This is a genomic window from Streptomyces sp. NBC_00102, assembly GCF_026343115.1.
Taxonomy (GTDB): Bacteria; Actinomycetota; Actinomycetes; order Streptomycetales; family Streptomycetaceae; genus Streptomyces.
This window is the reverse complement of record NZ_JAPEMC010000001.1, coordinates 616,125-633,877: the sequence shown is the minus strand read 5'-3', so window position 1 is coordinate 633,877 and position 17,753 is coordinate 616,125. Positions and strand designations below refer to the sequence as shown.

Below are 17,753 nucleotides of genomic sequence, written 5' to 3'. Positions count from 1 at the left end.
GACGACGATGGCCGACCGCGTCACGGTGATCGGCTGGGACGGCTCACCGCTGACCAGAGCGGCCACGGCAGCACTCTCCGCCGCCACGCTCGTCGCGGGCGCCGCGCACCACCTCGCGCTCGCCGAAGTGCCCCGGGACGCCGAACGCATCCGCCTCGGCAGCGTGGACCTGGCCGCCCGGCGCATCGCCGGACACCGGGGAAGCGCCGTCGTCCTCGCGGACGGCGACCCCGGCTTCTTCGGAGTCGTCCGCACCCTGCGCGCGCCCGAACACGGCCTGGAGGTCGAGGTCGTGCCCGCGGTCTCCTCCGTCGCCACCGCCTTCGCCCGCGCCGGGATGCCCTGGGACGACGCCCAGGTCGTCGTCGCCCACCCCAGGACCCTGCGACGGGCCGTCAACGTCTGCCGGGCCCACCACAAGGTGGCCGTCCTCACCTCGCCCGGCGCCGGCCCCGCCGAACTGGCCCTGCTGCTCGACGGCATCCACCGCACCTTCGTGATCTGCGAGGAACTCGGCACCGCCCGCGAGCGCGTCACCGTACTCACCTCCGACAAGGCCGCCGACCACGCGTGGCGCGACCCGAACGTCGTCATCGTCGTCGGCAGCGGCCCCACCACCGCCACCGCGGGCTGGATCGGCGGCCGGGACCCCGCCCGGCCCGACGGCGTACGGGGCTGGGCGCTGCCCGCCGACGCCTACCAGCGCGCGGGACACGGTCCCGTCGTACGCGACCCCGCCCCCCAGGACCGGACGGACGCCGGGCAGGGCACCGAGGGCGAGTCCGCCGGGATGCGCGCCGCCCAGCTGGCCCGGCTCGGCCCGCGTACCGGTGACCTGGTCTGGGACATCGGCTCGGGAACCGGAGCCCTGGCCGTCGAGGCGGCCCGCTTCGGCGCGGCCGTCATCGCCGTGGACCGCGACCCCGCCGCCTGCGCCCGGGCGACGGCCGCGGCCCGCTCCTTCGGCGTGGCCGTCCAAGCCGTCCAGGGCCTCGCTCCGCACGTGCTCGAACGCCTTCCCGAGCCCGATGTCGTACGCATCGGGGGCGGCGGCGTCCCCGTGGCGCTCGCCGTCGCCGACCGGCGCCCCGAGCGGATCGTCACCCACGCCTCCACCCGGGACCAGGCGGAGGCCCTCGTCACCGCCCTCTCCGGCAGCGGCTACACGGTGGAATGCGCGCTCCTGCAGAGCGTGGACCTGGACACCTCGGCCTGGGAGGAACGCGAACGCTCCGTCGCGTTCCTGCTCTGCGCGGTGCGTTCGGACCTTGCCCCGTGACCAGGTAGCTACAGCGCGGCAGGTAGGCTGGCGGATTGTTGTACCGAACCCGGTCGTTCGTCGCTTCGTGCGTCAATGTCCGGAAAAGGGAGCAGCTTTGTCTCTCCCTGTGGTACAGCGCAACCGGGAACGCGCGAAGTGGCGCAGTCCACAGCGAACCGCTGCGCGACAAACCTGTCGCCGCGGCGAACGGCCGCGAGAATATGTAGAGGTCTGCGGGCGTTTCGTGCCGCGCGGCGAGCCCGCTCGTTCTAGTTGACGAGCACCGGCCTGCCGTGACGTCGGCGTCCCGGGCGATGGGCCGAAGGAGCACTGACGATGGGCGAGGGGTACGCATGACTGACACCGGCCAGATCCCGGGCGAGGGACAGCCGGAGAACGCAGGCATGGTGGAGCAGCCGGGCGTCCTCGCCCCGGATGCCTACACCTACCTCGATCCCTCCGAGCAGGCACCCTACGAGGACGACGTGCTGCTGATGCCCGCCGCCCAGGGCGGGTGGAGCGATCCGCAGATCGTCCCGCCGCCCGCCGCGGACGCCTATCAGCAGTTCCCGTCCCAGAGCGCGCACCAGGCCCAGGAGCCCCTGACGGCCCAGGAGAACCCGGCCCAGGGGACCGCGGGCCACGACTCCGGGGCGTACGACCTCGGCGCGGTACGGATCCCGGCCCCGGCGCCCGTACCCGCCGCCGCGCACGCGATGGCCTCCGCGCCGTCCCGTCGTCCGCTGCACCGCGGCCCCTCGGTCGACGGCCCCTCCTACGGGGGGCAGAGCGGCCTCGTGCGCTCGCTCGCCGACCGCGGCCCGGCGGGGTCCCCCCAGCCGGCCCGTCCGGTGGCTCCGGCCCCCGTCGCGCCCGAGTACCCGGCCCAGGCCGAGACCCCGGTTCCGGCGGAGATCCCGGCCCAGGCCGAGGTGCCCGCGCCGACGGAGATCCCGGCCCAGGCCGAGGTGCCCGCGCAGGCCGAGGCACCCGTCGCGCAGGCCGAACCGGTACAGGCCGAACCGGCGCAGGCCGAGGTGCCCGCCGTGCGGGAGCCCGTGCTTCCCGGCCCGCAGCTGGGCGAGATCCCGCTCCAGGGCGCCGCCCCGTGGGGTGCGCCCGAGCCGGTGACCGCCGCCGAGCAGCCCGGCGCGGACCCGCACGGGGCGGGCGGGACCCTGCCGTCCGAGCCCGCCGAAGCCGTGCGGACCGAGATCGTCCCCGAAGCCGTGCGGACCGAGACCGTCCCCGAAGCGGCGCCCGCCGAGGCGGACCAGACGCCCGCCCCGGCCGACTTCGTACCGGCCCAGGCACTCCCGCAGCCCGCACCGGGATTCGAGCCCGCGGCGGCGCCGGGCTTCGAGCCGGCGGCCCCCGCCCAGGAGTTCGCCCCGGACCACGCCGTCACGCAGGCGCCGACGGAGCCCGCGCCGGACGTTCCGACGGCGTCCCCGGCAGAAACGGTCGTCCCCGACGCCCCGGCCGAGGCCCTCGCCCCGGCGCCGGTCTTCGCGCCGGAGGCCACCCAGGAGCCGTACTTCCCCGTGGAGGGCACGGTGCCCGCCACCGAGTTCGCCGCACCCCTGGCACCCGAGCGGGTCCGGACGCCCGAGCAGGTCCAGGCGCCCGCGGAGCCCCCCGCACCCGAGGCGCAGGCCGCCGTCGCCGAGCCCCGCGTGGAAGAGCCGACCACCGAACCCGTCCAGGTCTCCGGGCCCGCCGCGGTGCCCGACGCCGTCCAGGAGTCCGTCGCGCCGCAGGCCGCCGGAGCTCCCTGGGCGATCGAACCCCCCGCCGCCGGACAGGAGGACGGGCCGCTCCACACGGAGCCGGAACACGGGAACGTGCACCCGGAGCAGGCCCGCACCGCCGAGGCCCCCGAGGCCCCGGCCTTCGAGACCGTGACGCCCGAACCCGCCGCGGAGCCCGCGGCCGTACCCGGGCCCGCCGGGGAACCGGACGCCGAGTACGCCGCCGCTCCCGAGGAGCCGGCGACCGACCCGGCCCCCGGCTACGACGACGCGGAGCGCGAGGCCGTGATGCGCGTCATGCGCGAGCGCCGCGACATCCGCAACGGCTTCCGCAGCGACCCGATCCCGCACGAGGTCCTGCTCCGCGTGCTGGAGGCCGCGCACACCGCGCCCAGCGTCGGTCACTCGCAGCCCTGGGACTTCGTCGTCATCCGCTCCGCGGAGACCCGGCGTTCCATGCACGAACTCGCCCAGCGCCAGCGCGACGCCTACGCCAAGTCGCTCCCCAAGGGCCGTGCCAAGCAGTTCCGGGAGATGAAGATCGAGGCCATCCTCGACACCCCCGTGAACATCGTCGTCACCGCAGACCCCACCCGCGGCGGACGGCACACCCTCGGCCGTCACACCCAGCCGCAGATGGCTCCCTACTCCTCCGCTCTCGCCGTGGAGAACCTCTGGCTCGCCGCCCGTGCCGAGGGCCTCGGCGTCGGCTGGGTCAGCTTCTTCGACGAGCGCGAGATGGTCCGCGCTCTCGGCCTGCCCGAGCACCTCGAGATCGTCGCGTACCTCTGCGTCGGGTACGTCGACGAGTTCCCCGAGGAGCCCGAACTGATGCAGGCCGGCTGGTCCAAGCGCCGCCCGCTCTCCTGGGTCGTCCACGAGGAGACGTACGGCCGCCGGGCGCTGCCCGGCGAGGAGCCGCACGACCTGCTCCAGGAGACCATCGGCAACATCCGCCCGCTGGACGCCAAGGCGCTCGGCGAGGCGTGGGAGCGGCAGAAGCGGATGACCACGCCCGCCGGAGCGCTCGGCATGCTGGAGATCATCTCCGCCCAGCTCGCCGGACTCTCCCGGACGTGCCCGCCGCCGATCCCGGAGCCCGCGGCCGTCGCGATCTTCGCCGGCGACCACGGCGTGCACGCCCAGGGAGTGACCTCCTGGCCCCAGGAGGTCACCGGCCAGATGGTGGCCAACTTCCTGGCCGGCGGCGCGGTCTGCAACGCCTTCGCGAGCCAGGTCGGCGCCGAGGTCTGCGTCGTGGACGTCGGCGTCGCCACCGAACTCCCCGCCACCCCCGGCCTGTTGCCCCGCAAGGTGCGGCCCGGTACGGCGGACTTCACCACCGGCCCCGCGATGAGCCGCGAGGACGTCCTCGCCGCGATCGAGGTCGGCATCGAAACCGCCCGCGACCTGGTCGCCGCGGGCAACAAGGGCCTCCTCATCGGAGAGATGGGCATCGCCAACACCACGGCGTCGGCCGCCCTCATCTGCGTCTACACCGGCGCCGACCCCTCCGAGGTCACCGGCCGGGGCACCGGCATCAACGACGAGATGCACGCCCGCAAGGTCGACGTCGTGCGCCGAGCCCTGGAGCTGCACCAGCCCGACCCGTCCGACCCGATCGGCGTGCTCGCGGCCGTCGGCGGCCTGGAGCACGCGGCCATGGCCGGGTACCTCCTGGGCGGCGCCTCGCTGCGCACCCCGGTCATCCTGGACGGCGTGAGCGCCGGTGCGGCCGCCCTGGTCGCCCGCGCCATCGCCCCCGAGGCCCTGGCCGCCTGCATCGCGGGCCACCGCAGCGCCGAGCCCGGCCACGTGGCCGCGCTCAACAAGCTGGGCCTGCGTCCGCTGATCGACCTCGACCTCCGCCTCGGCGAGGGCACGGGCGCGCTGCTCGCCCTCCCGATCGTGCAGAGCGCCGCGCGCGCCATGAACGAGGTCGCGACGTTCGACTCGGCGGGCGTCACCGAGAAGTAGTCCCCAGGCCGTCCCCGGGCGGGCCCCGCGCCCGCCCGGGGACGGCCCCGTGCCACCCGGGACCCTGCCCTCCGGCGGTCCCACCCCGTAGGGTGGTCCCCGCCCCACCCGCTGAACCCGCACGTCACAGCCGCTCCAGAGCCGCAGCGGCAGCCCCGTCCGCCGCCGCGTCCCGTACGCCGGACCGGACTCCCCGTGCGGCGCCGCACCGCGCCGGACGCACCGTTCCCTGCCGAGGAGCCAGCACCGCCATGGCCGAGCACGTCGATCACCCCGCGTACCCCGTCGGACTGCGCCTGACCGGGCGCCGCGTCGTCGTCGTCGGCGGCGGCCAGGTCGCGCAGCGCCGCCTTCCCGCGCTCATCGCGACCGGCGCCGACATCACCCTCGTCTCGCCGTCCGCCACCCCCTCCGTCGAGGCGATGGCCGACGGCGGCGAGATCCGCTGGGAACGACGCCGGTACGCGGACGGCGACCTCGCCGACACCTGGTACGCCCTCGTCGCCAGCAGCGACCCCGTCGCCAACGCCGCCGCCTCCGCCGAGGCCGAGCGCACCCGGACCTGGTGCGTCCGCAGCGACGACGCCGAGGCGGCCACCGCCTGGACCCCCGCCACCGGCCGCAGCGAGAACGTCACGGTCGCCGTGCTCACCACCACCTCCCAAGGCCGCGACCCCCGCCACTCCGCCGCCGTGCGCGACGCGATCGTCGAGGGACTCCGCGACGGCACCCTCGCCGCCCCGCACCACCGCACCCACACCCCGGGCGTCTGGCTGGTCGGCGGCGGACCCGGCGACCCCGACCTGATCACCGTGCGCGGCCGCCGGCTGCTCGCCTCGGCCGACGTCGTCATCGCCGACCGGCTCGGCCCCCGCGACCTCCTCGACGAACTGCCCCCGCACGTCGAGGTCATCGACGCCGCGAAGATCCCCTACGGCCGCTTCATGGCCCAGGAGGCGATCAACCGGGCACTCATAGAACACGCGAAGGCGGGCAAGGCCGTCGTCCGGCTCAAGGGCGGCGACCCGTTCGTCTTCGGCCGCGGCATGGAAGAGGCCCAGGCGCTCGCCGCCGAGGGCATCCCGTGCACCGTCGTCCCCGGCATCTCCAGCTCCATCTCGGTGCCCGGCGCCGCCGGAATCCCCGTCACGCACCGGGGCGTCGCCCACGAGTTCACCGTCGTCAGCGGACACGTCGCCCCCGAGGACCCCCGCTCCCTCGTCGACTGGGAGGCCCTCGCCCGACTGCGCGGCACCCTCGTCCTCCTGATGGCCGTCGACAAGATCGGTGCCATCGCGAAGGCCCTCATCGCCCACGGCAAGGACCCCGCCACCCCGGTCGCTCTCGTCCAGGAGGGGACCACCGCCGCGCAGCGCCGCGTCGACGCGACCCTCGCCACCGTCGGCGAACGGGCCGAGGCCGAGGACGTACGCCCGCCGGCCGTCATCGTCATCGGCGAGGTCGTCGGTGTCGGAGTCGAAGCCCCAGAGACGGCCTGACACCCCCACCGCGCAACCGGCGGCCCCCGCCGCCGCCCCCACCCCGGACAAGGCAGCACTCCTGTGGCAGAGATCATCACCGTCGAGGACCCCGACGACCCCCGTCTGCACGACTACACGGGCCTCACCGACGTCGAACTGCGCCGCAGGCGCGAACCCGAGGAGGGTCTCTTCATCGCCGAGGGCGAGAAGGTGATCCGCCGCGCCGGACAGGCCGGGTACGCGATGCGCTCCATGCTGCTCACTCCGAAGTGGACCGAGGTGATGCGCGACGTCATCGAGGCCGCCGAGGCCCCGGTGTACCAGGTCACCCCCGAACTCGCCGAGCGGGTCACCGGCTACCACGTGCACCGCGGCGCCCTCGCCTCCATGCGGCGCGAGCCGCTGCCCGACGCCGCCGGGCTGCTGGCCGGTGCCCGCCGGGTCGCCGTTTTCGAGGACATCGTCGACCACGCCAACATCGGCGCCGCCTTCCGCAACGCGGCGGCCCTCGGCGTCGACACCGTCCTGCTCACCCCGCGCTGCGCCGATCCCTTCTACCGCCGTGCGGTGAAGGTCTCCATGGGCGGCGTCTTCCAGGTGCCGTGGACCCGGCTGGAGTCGTGGCCCGAGGACGTCGGGGTGCTGCACGCGGCGGGCTTCACGGTCGCCGCGCTCTGCCTCAGCGACCGGGCGATCACCCTGGACGAGCTCGCCGCGCGCAAGGACGAGCGGCTCGCGCTCGTCTTCGGTACGGAAGGGGCGGGCCTGACCCCGAAGACGCTCGCCGCGGTCGACGACCACGTCCGCATCCCGATGGACGCCGGAGTCGACTCGCTCAACGTGGCCGCCGCCTCCGCCGTCGCGTTCTACGCGACCAGGCCGCTCCAGGCCTGACCGGCAGCCCCCGTCCCGGCGTCCGGGGGAGCGTGACCGGGCCGTCCGTCCGAAGACGACTGCGCGGGAGATCCGCCGAGACCGCGCGCCGGACCCTGACAGCCCTGCGCGGCCGCGATGCCGAGCGCCACCAGCAGCGTCACCACCACGAAGACGAACAGGCGCTGCCGCAGCAGACGGGGGTTGGCCGGACGCCGCCCGGTCCCGGTGGGCCTGGCACCGGGACGGGTGCCAGGCCGGCCGTTCGTCCCGTTGGTGGGGCTGGGCCGCTTGCCCGGCCGCACCGCGCCGCGCGCCGGGCGGGGCCGTGCACCACCCTGACGGGACGCCCCCGGGCCCGGCCGCGAGCCGGGGCCCGCCGACACCGAAGCCGAGGACGTGCTCCCGGACGTCCCCGAGGGACCGGCCGAGGACGCGGAGGCCGGTGCGGGACGACGGCCCTGCGGCGAACGCCCGGTGGACGGGCCCTCGGACCTGCGGGTCTGCTGCTCGGTGTACGGGCCGTCGAGCCGGCCGGTGGGCCGGTCCGCCTCGTGCGCGGAACGCTGGACCGGCGGACGGCCGTCGTGCAGCCCCTGGGCCTCGCGCGCGGCGATCTCCTTGAGCCGCATCGACAGCTGCAGGGTGCTCGGCCGCTCCTCCGGGTCCTTCGCCAGACAGGCCCGCACCAGCGGCGCGAGCGCGTCGTGCACCTCGGCGAGGTGCGGCTCCTCGTGCACCACCCGGTACAGCATCACCTCGGAACTGCCGTGCCCGAAGGGGGAGTCCGCGGTCGCCGCGTACGCGAGGGTGGCGCCCAGCGAGAAGACGTCCGTCGCGGGCGTCACCGCCGCGCCGCGCACCTGCTCCGGCGCGAGGAACCCGGGCGACCCGACCGCCGTACCGACGTGGGTGAGCGTGCTCGCCCCGGTCGCCCAGGCGATGCCGAAGTCGATGATCCGGGGACCCTTGGGGGAGAGCAGGATGTTCGACGGCTTGAGGTCCCGGTGCACCACCCCGGCCTCGTGGACCGCGACCAGGCCCTCCGAGAGCGCGGCCCCGATCGAGGCGACCTCCGAAGCGGAGAGCGGTCCCTCCTCGGCGACCTTGTCGTGCAGCGAGGGGCCCGGTACGTACTGCGTGGCGAACCAAGGCCGTTCGGCGTCGAGGTCGGCGGCCACCAGCCTGGCCGTACAGCCCCCGCGGATGCGCCGGGCGGCGGAGACCTCGCGCGCGAACCGCGACCGGAACTCCTGATCCTCCGCCAGATCGGGGCGGATCACCTTGAGGGCCACCCGCTGCCCCCGCCGGTCCGAACCCAGATAGACGACGCCCATCCCGCCGGCCCCGAGCCGCCGGTGCAGGCGGAACGAGCCGACGAGACGCGGGTCCTCGCGCCGGAGCCGCATCATCGCCATCGTCTGCCCATCCCCGCTGCCTGGTCCGCCTGACGAGGCACAGCTTACGTACCCGGCGCCCGGCGCGCTCAGAGGCCGCGCCTTCGCCGGATATTCGATTGTCCGTAGCGAACCAGACGCGTGAAGGACGGTCAGCAGTACGCCGATCCGGGCGATTCCGGCTCTCTCCCTCACCAAAGGGGCATCTGTGCGCGGAGATTGACGATCGGCCACCGCGATCCGGTCGTACGTTCGCCTCCCACCGGGCCGCCCGCCCCGCACCCCGCAGGGCCCGGACCCGCCTTCCCGGCCGCAGGGGGAGCGGGGCGTTCACGGGTCGGGGCGTGAGTGATGTCACCCGTTCCGCCGCGATCCCGGAACGTCCGGCCGCTCTCCCCGCACCCTGAGCCCGCCCCACCTCCCGTACACCCGCGTCTCCACCCAGGGGAGTACTCCGACTACCCACGGCTCATCCTCCTGGAGGCCCGCCGATCGGTACGCGGGCATGACGTCCGTCCGGCCACGTCTCCCTAGGCTGGGTACGAACGGGGGCGGAACCCTCCCGGCCGGGACCGGTCGCCGACGTTCATCCGGTCAGGAGAGGAACCATGTCGGACACGGCCACGCGGTCCACGCTCCGCACGCGGGGGCGCAAGGCGTACGAAGCGTTCGGTCACCGCTCTTCCGGCACCCGCCACCCGCTGGTGGCGGTCGCCATGGTCCTCCCCCTGGCCGCACTGCTGGTGGTCGTCTTCGGCGGCTGGGAATCAGTGGTCACACAGGCGTCGTCCGTGGGCGTGATGACGGGGCGCTGAGCGGCGCCCCCAGGGTCCGGAAGAGCGGTCCGGACCGGGACATCCGGCCAACAGCCCCGTGGGGACGGGGGTACGGCGGACGACAGCGTTTGTCCGGCCGGCTGGGGAGCCGGCCGGACATCGCGCTCTCCACGCCCGCCACAGCCCGGACCACGCGGCCCGGAACCGCCACAGCCCGGACCACGCGGCCCGGAGCCCGCCACGGTCCCGGAACCCGCCACGACCGCCCCGTTAACCTGGGGCTTTGCCACCACTCTCGCCGGGGGACCCGTGAGCAGCGCCGAGGCCGTACACACCCTGGGCGCCCTGGCCCACGCCTCCGCCCACCCGGCCTCCGCCACCGGCTGCGCCTGCCCGCCGCCCGCCGTGCTCGCCGACCGCCCGGACGGCACCGTCGTACGTGCCGGCGGAATCGTCGCGAAGGCCCACGCCCCCGGTACCGGCGGCCCGGAGTTCGCCGCGCGCCTCGCCCTCGCCGCCTCGCCCGCGCTCTCCGGTGTTCTGCTCGCGCCCGTCCCCGCACCGCACCCGCTCCCGAGCGTGGACGGACGCCCCGTCACCCTCTGGCCGTACGGTGAACCCGTCGACCCCGAGGACCACGAGGCCGCCCCCTGGGAGGAGGCGGCCGGCCTCCTCGCCCGCCTCCACCGCACCGCGCCCCCGGCCTCGCTCCCGCTCCCGCTCCCGCCGATGCGGGGACCCGCCAAGGCGGCGCTCGCCGTCACCCGGATGCGGGCGGCGCGCTCGGCGGACCCGGCCCGCGACGCGGTCCTCGCCGCCTGGGCGGCGCTGCCCGGTTGGGCCCGTGACGAGGAGCCGGCTCCGGCCGCCCGTGCGGGGTACCTCTGCCACGGCGACCTCCACCTCGGCCAGCTCGTCCGCCACCCGGTCCCGCGCGGCCCCTGGCTGCTGATCGACATCGACGACACGGGGACCGGCGACCCCGCCTGGGACCTCGCCCGGCCCGCCGCCTGGTACGCCGCCGGCCTGCTGCCCGGGGCGGTCTGGACGCGGTTCCTGGACGCCTACCGGGCGGCGGGCGGCCCCGCCGTAGCGGCGGCCGGCGACCCGTGGCCCGAACTCGACGTGCCCGCCCGGGCCCTCACCGTGCAGACCGCAGCCCTCGCCCTCGCCAAAGCGGCGGAGCAGGGCCGGGAACCCGACGAGGTCGAGCGGCTGATGACCGACGCGTGTGCCCGTATCGCCTCACTCCCACCCGAGTTGGCGGTACGGCGCACGTCGTAGGGTGAACCGACCGCCATCGGGCAGGGATTCCGGTGGCGGACCACCGAACGGCGAGGAGCCGAGCCGATGATGCAGTGTCCGAAGTGCCACGCGCAGATGCACACGTACAACCGCAATGGTGTCCAGATCGAGCAGTGCAGCGGCTGCCGGGGGATATTCCTGGACTTCGGCGAGCTGGAGGCCCTGACGCGGCTGGAGTCGCAGTGGACGCAGCAGGCGCCGCCCGCACCGCCGGCCCCGCAGGCCTACCCGGCCGCCGGTCCCGCGTGGGGTGCCCCGCAGCACCAGCAGCACCACGGCGGCGGCCACTACGACCACCACCACCGCCAGAAGAGCTTCGGCCGGATGCTCTTCTCCTCCTGAACCGGCGCAGCCGCCCGCCGGTCACGCCGGGCGGCACCCCCGGATCTCCGGGAGACCTCCCGACGCGCAACGGGCCGCACCGCGCGGGCGACGCGGGCAAAGCGAAAGCCCCGGTCATGGAGACGACCGGGGCTTTCCGTGGTGCGCGATACTGGGATTGAACCAGTGACCTCTTCCGTGTCAGGGAAGCGCTCTCCCGCTGAGCTAATCGCGCAGGGCGAACCTGCGTGTACTGCGTGCGCGATACTGGGATTGAACCAGTGACCTCTTCCGTGTCAGGGAAGCGCTCTCCCGCTGAGCTAATCGCGCGGGAAGATCCTTGCGGATCAGTGGACGATACTGGGATTGAACCAGTGACCTCTTCCGTGTCAGGGAAGCGCTCTCCCGCTGAGCTAATCGTCCTTGGAGGTGGAGACGGGATTTGAACCCGTGTAGACGGCTTTGCAGGCCGTTGCCTCGCCTCTCGGCCACTCCACCAGAATCAGGGGTTTCGGGAAGATCCCCCTTTTCCTGCGAGCGGACGACCAGGTTCGAACTGGCGACCTCAACCTTGGCAAGGTTGCGCTCTACCAACTGAGCTACGTCCGCTTGTCTTTCCCGTTTCGCTTGCGCGTCCCGGCGACGTGTTGAACTCTAGCGGATTCCTGGGCCAGCACAAAAACGCGTTTGCGCAGCGTGCTGCGGCCCCCTCGCTCCACCCCGGTCCGAAGGCCCCCCCGACCTACACTCGACCGCGTGTCCGACATTGCCCCCATGGCCCGCTTCGGCGGCCTCGTAGCCACCGGTCTGCAGGACGTGACCAGCGATCCCGCGGCCCTCGACTCCGCCGGCTTCTGGGCCGTCTCCGCCGACTTCGAAGGGCGTGTCGTGTGCGCGCGCTTCTCCTCCGTACGCGAGGAGCCGGTGCCCCCGCCCGCGCCCGGAGCGTGGCGCGGCCCCGGGCCGGGGGAGTGGACCTCCTCGCTGGACCGCGAGGCCTACCAGGACGCCGTACGCCGCGTACGCGCGCACATCGCGACCGGCGGGGTCTACCAGGCGAACCTCTGCCGGGTGCTCTCCGCGCCGCTGCCCGAGCCGGACCGGGCCGACGTGGACGCGCTGACGGCCCTCCTCGCGCGCGGCAACCCGGCCCCCTACGCGGGCACCCTCCGGCTGCCCGGCCACGGCGTCGAGATCGCGACCGCCTCCCCGGAGCTGTTCCTCTCGCGCGACGGGCGGACCGTCGAGTCCGGGCCCATCAAGGGAACCGGGCGCACCGAGGCGGACCTGCTGGAGAAGGACCACGCGGAGAACGTGATGATCGTCGACCTGGTCCGCAACGATCTGGGCCGCGTCTGCGCCACCGGCACCGTGAGCGTCCCCGACCTCTGCGTGGTGGAGAAGCACCCCGGCCTGGTGCACCTCGTCTCCACCGTGCGCGGGGAGCTGGGCGACGGCGCGGGCTGGCCCGAACTGTTCGGCGCCGCCTTCCCGCCCGGCTCGGTGAGCGGCGCCCCCAAGTCCAGCGCGCTGCGGATCATCGAGGAGCTGGAGACCGCGCCACGCGGTCCCTACTGCGGCGCGATCGGCTGGGTCGACGCCGACCGGTCGACGGCGGAGCTTGCGGTCGGCATACGCACGTTCTGGATCGACCGCACCGGATCCGTGCCGCTCCTGCGCTTCGGCACCGGAGCGGGCATCACCTGGGGCTCCGACCCCGAGCGGGAGTGGGACGAGACCGAACTGAAGGCCTCCCGGCTGCTGGCCGTGGCGTCCGGCGCCGAGGTCGCCCCCTGAGGACCCCTCCGACGGAAGGCGGCCGGCTTGCGCGTACGGGGGTGACCCGGCGGCCCCGGCCCGGTAGAACGGGTCCGATGACCACGACCCTGCGGCCGACCGGGCCGACCCAGCAGAGCGCCGACGGCGCGCGGACCCGTACGTACGACGTGTGCGACAACGGGAGGCCCGTCGGTACCGTCACCCTCTCCACCGACCCGTCCTTCGGCCCGGCCACCGGGGTTCTCGGAGGTCTCCGCGTCGAGGAGCACCGACGCCGCCGGGGGCGGGCGATCATCGCCTCGCTCGCCGCCGAGGAGGTGCTGCGGGAGTGGGGGTGCGTGGAGGTGCGCGCCAGGATCCCGGCGGGCAACGAGGCCGCGCTGCGGCTCGCCGGCGTCCTCGGTTACACCGAACGCAGCCGGAACATGGAGAAGGCGACGGTCGCGACGGCCTCCGTGCTCCCGCCCGGCCTGGCGGGGCGGCGGATGAGACCGGCGGAGTTCGGACCGTGGCTGGCCCGGCGCCACGAGGAGTACGCCCGTGACTGGGCCGAGCGCGGTGTCCCCGAGGAGCAGGCCCGCCACAAGTCGGAGACCGACCACGCCCGGCTCCTCCCGCTGGGCCTGGCCACCCCGGGCGCGTACATCGACGTGCTGGAGTCCGAGGAGGACGACCGGGCCGTGGGGCACGTCTGGCTCTCCGGCCGCACCACCGACACCGGAGAGTCGGTCGGCCACGTCTTCTACGTCGAGGTGGACCCGGAGTTCCGGGGGCGGGGGTACGGCCGGGCCCTCATGGGGCTCGCCGACGACATGGCTCGGGACGCGGGATTCGACCGGATCGGTCTGCACGTCTTCACGTCGAACACACCGGCCCGCAGGCTCTACGAGTCACTGGGCTACGAGCCCACTGAGCACAACCTGGTGAAGGCCCTGTAGGGGCCGGACCCCCGGCCCCCGAGGACCCCCGGCCTCCGAGGACCCCCGGTCAGGCCTGGGCCGCCAGCAGCCGGTCCACGACGGACTCGATCCGCTCGCGCAGCCCGTCCTGGCTCTTCCCGCCGTCCAGGCGTTCGTCGCCGACGACATAGGTCGGCGTGCCGGTCACCCCGATCGCCTTCCCCTCGGCCTGGTCGGCGTCGACGATCAGCAGATGCCGTCCGTCGATCAGGGCGGTGTCGAACTCCTCCACGTCCAGGCCGAGTTCACCGGCGATCTCCAGAAGCAGCGGCTCGCCCGCGCGGGACAGCTCGGCCGTGCGCCCCAGGACCGCCTCGATGTACGGCCAGTCCTTGCCCTGGGCCGCGGCCTCCTCGGCGGCCTGGGCGGCCGCGTACGCGTGCTTGTGCTTCTCCAGCGGGAAGTGCCGCAGCCGGATCTCGACGCGGTCGCCGTACCGGGCGCGCAGGGCGTGCACATCGGTGAGGGCGCGGTGGCAGTCGGGACATTCGAGCTCGCACCAGAGATCGACGACGACGGGGCTTGCGGGGGTGGAATCGCTCATGGCGCCAGTCTTTCAGCCCGCGCGGAGACCACCCAATCGACGGCCCGCGGGCCTGGTGTCCCTCCCGCAGGAGGAGCCCGACCCCGAAAAGTCCCTGACGAACGGCCGACGGCATGGCCCGGGCCACCGCGGGCGGTGCAGGATGGAAGGGACGCCCTTTCCTGCCGCTGGAGGCTCCGATGATTGCCGAAACAGTCTGCTCCGCGGTTTCGGCGGCGGGCCTGGGGATCGCCGCGGTGACGGCGTACCGCAAGAGGTTCCTCGCCGCGGCCAGGATCGCCGCGTACTCGCTCGTCCCGATCGGCCTCGTCCTGACGGGCGTCGTGGAGTGGGTGGCCGGGATCGCGTTCAAACCGAGCGTGTGGATCGGGTTCGTGCTGCTCGGTGCGGCCTGGCTGCTCTTCGTCACCACCCGGGCCGTGGAGCGCCGCCGCGGAACGACCCGCGAGGAGCGCAAGGCCGCGCGGCGGGCCGGGGAGAACGAACGGATCGCCCCGGCGGGCGCCGCGCCCTCGCTGCGCCCGGCGGCCGGCGAACAGCGCCCCGGTACCCGTTCCGGGGCGAAGCCCGGCGGGACGGGGAAGGCGGAGCCGGGGGACGACTTCAGCGACATCGAGGCCATCCTGAAGAAGCACGGCCTCTGAGCGTCCATGATCCGCGCCCGCCCCGGCCGGCGCCCGTATCCGCCTGAATTGATTCAGGCGGTCCGCGTCGGATGGCCCCGCACCGGACGTTCCGACGCGGCGGAACGGTACGGCAGCCCGTCGTGAGCGGGTGCGTGGCCGCTGCGGATTGAATCATTTCATCCGTCCGCCCGGCTCCCGGACCGGCCACGGTCCTCCGTACGATGGGGAGAAATCCGCCGACCGGTCACGGCGGCCGAGGCGGCAGCCGGCATCAGTGGGGCAGGACAAGTGGCGCGTGTGGCAGGGATCAAGGATGTGGCCCGGCGGGCCGGCGTCTCGGTGGGCACGGTCTCCAACGTCATCAACCGGCCCGACGCGGTACTGCCGGAGACGCGCGCCCGTGTCCTCGCCGCCATCGGGGAGCTGGGTTACGTACGGAGCGAGTCCGCGCGCCAGTTGCGGGCCGGACGCAGCCGCATCATGGCGCTGCTCGTCCTCGACATGGGCAACCCGTTCTTCGTGGACGTGGCCCGGGGCGCGGAGCGCGCCGCGCGGAAGGCCGGCCTGGGGGTCATGGTCTGCAACAGCGACCAGAACCCGGCCGAGGAGGCCGAATACCTCGGTCTCTTCGCCGAACAGAGGGTCTGCGGAGTCCTGGTCACCCCGGCGGACGCGAGCGGACGCAACCTGGAGTCGTTCGGCCGCCACCGGATTCCGTTCGTCCTGGTCGACCGGGTCGCGTCCGGCCCGGACTCCTGTTCCGTCTCCGTGGACGACGTACGCGGCGGGGCGCTGGCGGTGGGCCACCTCCTCCAGTCGGGCCACCGGAGCGTCGCCTACGTCAGCGGGCTCGGCGATCTCCACCAGATCCGCGACCGCCGGGTGGGGGCGCTCGCAGCCCTCGCCGAGGCCGGTCTGCCTCCCGAGGCGCTCGTGGAGATCTCCTCCGACCGGCTGGACGTCGCGGCCGGCCGCGACGCCGGCGCCCGGCTGCTCGGTCTGGTGCCCCGCCCCACCGCCGTGTTCTGTGCCAACGACCTGCTCGCCCTCGGCGTACTGCAGGCGCTCTACGCGGCCGGGGTGCGCGTGCCCGGGGACGTCGCCATCGTCGGGTACGACGACATCGAGTTCGCCGCCGCCGCTGCCGTCCCGCTCACGTCCGTCCGGCAGCCCGCCGTCCGGATGGGACAGCTCGCGGCGGAACTGCTCCTGGAGGAAGCGGACGACGCTTCCGGCACCCACGAGCACCGGAACGTCCTGCTCCAGCCCGAGCTGGTCGTCCGCGCCTCCAGCGCCGCCCACCGCTGACGGCCCTCCTCACCGAGCGGGGCCTATCGCACCGCCGCTCTTCGGACGGGCGCGGGAGAGTCGTACACCCAGGCGATTTCCGCGCTTCTTCGAGGTGAACTCCCGGCCCCAAAAGCTGGGTTGATCACCGCGGTGGCCCCGGCTGGGTCATGATCACTACGAAATGTTGGACACATCCCGGGGCGAAGCCCCCGCACAGACCGCCGAAGAGCCACGTGGCTGCCTCTTCGCTCTCTCCCAGCCGCCATTGATGATCTTCCTCACCGTGGTCGGAGGCCTGATCCTCATGGCCGCACTGCACGATCTCTTCCTGCTGTGACCCGGAGGCACTCCAGCGGCAGGAAGCGCCTCGCGAACAGGCCGCGAGAAGGGAACGCCCCGTGAACCGGGGCCGGCGGGCGGCCGGGACGCGTGTACGTCCGCCCCGCCCGCGCCTCCCCTCGCGCGCCGAGGTCTTCCGCGCCGGAATCCCTCCGGGAACGGGCGGAATCCCACAGCCGGCTTCCCGAACCCCGCCGGCAGCGGGCCGCCCACCGTGTCCGGGGCCGGAATCCGGTCCGGTGGAGGCCCGCCCGGGACCGGCTCAGCCGGTCGCTTCCTTGCGCCGGGCCCGGTACGCGGCGACATGGAGGCGGTTGCCGCAGGTACGGCTGGAGCAGTAGCGGCGGGAGCGGTTGCGCGAGAGGTCGACGAACGCCCGCCCGCAGTCCGGGGCCTCGCAGCGCCGCAGCCGCTCCTGCTCGCCCGTGACCACGATGAACGCCAGCGCCATGCCGCAGTCGGCCGCCAGGTGGTCGGCGATCGAGGCGCCCGGCGCGAAGTAGTGGATGTGCCAGTCGTACCCGTCGTGGTCGGTCAGCTGCGGAGTGGTGCCCGCGGCGGCGACCAGCTGGTTGACCAGGTCGGCCGCGCTGCGGGCGTCGCCGGCCGCGAAGACCGAGGCGAACTTCGCGCGTACGTCCCACACCGCCCGCAGGTCCTTCTCGCCCAGCCGGTCGACTCCGCTGACGCGGTGGTGCGCCGCGAAGGCGTACAGCTCCGTGGTTCCGGCGATCCCGTCCGAGGGCCCGCCGTCGGGCGACCCGCTCTCCGGGGCTGTGTTCACCAGATCGACCACCGTGTCGAGGGCGATGCGGGTGTCGTGTGGGATCAGCACGCTTGGCTCCCTGGCCTCCGGCGGGCGCCGCGCCCGCAGATGCGGGCAGACTCTACTGGCTCGTTCCGCCCGCGCGGGGGCCGGGACCGGTCCCCGCGCCTCAGGGCGGGCGGCCCGGGCTGGAGCCGTACGCGGGCGTGCGCCCGGCCGCGGCCGGGCACACGCACCGGCGCCGCCACCGCGGTGGGTTCCGCGGTGACGGCGCCGGTGTCCGCCCTATGAGGTTGTCCGCGCGACGC

General features: G+C 74.3%; 15 protein-coding genes and 5 tRNA genes. 12 read left to right on the top strand and 8 right to left on the bottom strand.

What is annotated here, in order from left to right; genetic code table 11:
* Positions 1-7: 7 nt before the first annotated feature.
* The 4 genes from cbiE to OHA55_RS02780 all read left to right on the top strand — a co-directional run bounded on the left by cbiE (position 8) and on the right by OHA55_RS02780 (position 7,364).
* Positions 8-1,279, top strand: a complete 1,272-nt coding sequence (gene cbiE / locus OHA55_RS02795; RefSeq protein ID WP_266702431.1) for a precorrin-6y C5,15-methyltransferase (decarboxylating) subunit CbiE — start codon at positions 8-10, stop codon at positions 1,277-1,279.
* 335 nt (positions 1,280-1,614) lie between these two features.
* Positions 1,615-4,989, top strand: a complete 3,375-nt coding sequence (gene cobT / locus OHA55_RS02790; protein ID WP_266702429.1) for a nicotinate-nucleotide--dimethylbenzimidazole phosphoribosyltransferase — start codon at positions 1,615-1,617, stop codon at positions 4,987-4,989.
* 251 nt (positions 4,990-5,240) lie between these two features.
* The gene (gene cobA / locus OHA55_RS02785; RefSeq protein WP_266702427.1) at positions 5,241-6,488 is read left to right on the top strand and encodes a uroporphyrinogen-III C-methyltransferase; all 1,248 of its coding nucleotides are present in this window, start codon (positions 5,241-5,243) and stop codon (positions 6,486-6,488) included.
* Positions 6,489-6,551: 63 nt separating this feature from the next.
* Positions 6,552-7,364: an RNA methyltransferase gene (locus tag OHA55_RS02780; RefSeq protein ID WP_266702425.1), complete on the top strand. Its 813-nt coding sequence runs from the start codon at positions 6,552-6,554 to the stop codon at positions 7,362-7,364.
* Here OHA55_RS02780 and OHA55_RS02775 read toward each other — a convergent pair.
* Positions 7,337-8,761: a serine/threonine-protein kinase gene (locus OHA55_RS02775; RefSeq protein ID WP_266702423.1), complete on the bottom strand. Its 1,425-nt coding sequence runs from the start codon at positions 8,759-8,761 to the stop codon at positions 7,337-7,339. The two genes, OHA55_RS02780 and OHA55_RS02775, sit on opposite strands and share 28 nt — an antisense overlap.
* A gap of 587 nt (positions 8,762-9,348) precedes the next feature.
* Here OHA55_RS02775 and OHA55_RS02770 point away from each other — a divergent pair.
* The 3 genes from OHA55_RS02770 to OHA55_RS02760 all read left to right on the top strand — a co-directional run bounded on the left by OHA55_RS02770 (position 9,349) and on the right by OHA55_RS02760 (position 11,163).
* Entirely contained in the window at positions 9,349-9,555 is a 207-nt protein-coding gene (locus OHA55_RS02770; RefSeq protein WP_266702421.1) for a hypothetical protein, read from the top strand.
* Between the two features lie 270 nt (positions 9,556-9,825).
* The gene (locus tag OHA55_RS02765) at positions 9,826-10,800 is read left to right on the top strand and encodes a phosphotransferase family protein (protein WP_266702419.1); all 975 of its coding nucleotides are present in this window, start codon (positions 9,826-9,828) and stop codon (positions 10,798-10,800) included.
* A gap of 66 nt (positions 10,801-10,866) precedes the next feature.
* On the top strand, positions 10,867-11,163 hold the full coding sequence (locus OHA55_RS02760; protein ID WP_266702417.1) for a zf-TFIIB domain-containing protein: 297 nt from the start codon (positions 10,867-10,869) through the stop codon (positions 11,161-11,163).
* Between the two features lie 139 nt (positions 11,164-11,302).
* Here the strand turns inward: OHA55_RS02760 and OHA55_RS02755 are convergent.
* The 5 genes from OHA55_RS02755 to OHA55_RS02735 all read right to left on the bottom strand — a co-directional run bounded on the left by OHA55_RS02755 (position 11,303) and on the right by OHA55_RS02735 (position 11,751).
* Positions 11,303-11,377: transfer RNA gene (locus OHA55_RS02755), tRNA-Val, on the bottom strand.
* Between the two features lie 23 nt (positions 11,378-11,400).
* Positions 11,401-11,472 (bottom strand) — tRNA-Val (locus OHA55_RS02750).
* A 21-nt stretch (positions 11,473-11,493) separates the two neighbouring features.
* Positions 11,494-11,565, bottom strand: a tRNA-Val gene (locus OHA55_RS02745).
* Position 11,566: 1 nt separating this feature from the next.
* Positions 11,567-11,640, bottom strand: a tRNA-Cys gene (locus OHA55_RS02740).
* A 38-nt stretch (positions 11,641-11,678) separates the two neighbouring features.
* Positions 11,679-11,751 (bottom strand) — tRNA-Gly (locus tag OHA55_RS02735).
* 165 nt (positions 11,752-11,916) lie between these two features.
* Between OHA55_RS02735 and OHA55_RS02730 the strand changes: the two genes are divergently transcribed.
* The gene (locus OHA55_RS02730) at positions 11,917-12,939 is read left to right on the top strand and encodes a chorismate-binding protein (RefSeq protein ID WP_266710397.1); all 1,023 of its coding nucleotides are present in this window, start codon (positions 11,917-11,919) and stop codon (positions 12,937-12,939) included.
* Positions 12,940-13,016: 77 nt separating this feature from the next.
* Positions 13,017-13,859, top strand: coding sequence for a GNAT family N-acetyltransferase (locus OHA55_RS02725; protein ID WP_266702415.1), 843 nt, complete (start codon positions 13,017-13,019; stop codon positions 13,857-13,859).
* 49 nt (positions 13,860-13,908) lie between these two features.
* On the opposite strand, the gene OHA55_RS02720 is transcribed toward OHA55_RS02725, so the two are convergent.
* Entirely contained in the window at positions 13,909-14,424 is a 516-nt protein-coding gene (locus OHA55_RS02720; RefSeq protein WP_266702413.1) for a DsbA family protein, read from the bottom strand.
* A gap of 179 nt (positions 14,425-14,603) precedes the next feature.
* Here OHA55_RS02720 and OHA55_RS02715 point away from each other — a divergent pair, with 179 nt between their 5' ends.
* The 3 genes from OHA55_RS02715 (at position 14,604) to OHA55_RS02705 (ending at position 16,677) form a co-directional block, all read left to right on the top strand.
* Positions 14,604-15,068 (top strand): hypothetical protein, encoded by a 465-nt coding sequence (locus tag OHA55_RS02715; protein ID WP_266702411.1) that lies wholly within the window; start codon positions 14,604-14,606, stop codon positions 15,066-15,068.
* A 270-nt stretch (positions 15,069-15,338) separates the two neighbouring features.
* Positions 15,339-16,358 (top strand): LacI family DNA-binding transcriptional regulator, encoded by a 1,020-nt coding sequence (locus OHA55_RS02710; protein WP_266702409.1) that lies wholly within the window; start codon positions 15,339-15,341, stop codon positions 16,356-16,358.
* Positions 16,359-16,521: 163 nt separating this feature from the next.
* Positions 16,522-16,677, top strand: a complete 156-nt coding sequence (locus OHA55_RS02705) for a hypothetical protein (protein ID WP_266702407.1) — start codon at positions 16,522-16,524, stop codon at positions 16,675-16,677.
* A gap of 264 nt (positions 16,678-16,941) precedes the next feature.
* Here the strand turns inward: OHA55_RS02705 and OHA55_RS02700 are convergent, their stop codons facing one another.
* Positions 16,942-17,514 (bottom strand): CGNR zinc finger domain-containing protein, encoded by a 573-nt coding sequence (locus OHA55_RS02700; protein ID WP_266702405.1) that lies wholly within the window; start codon positions 17,512-17,514, stop codon positions 16,942-16,944.
* Between the last annotated feature and the right edge of the window lie 239 nt (positions 17,515-17,753).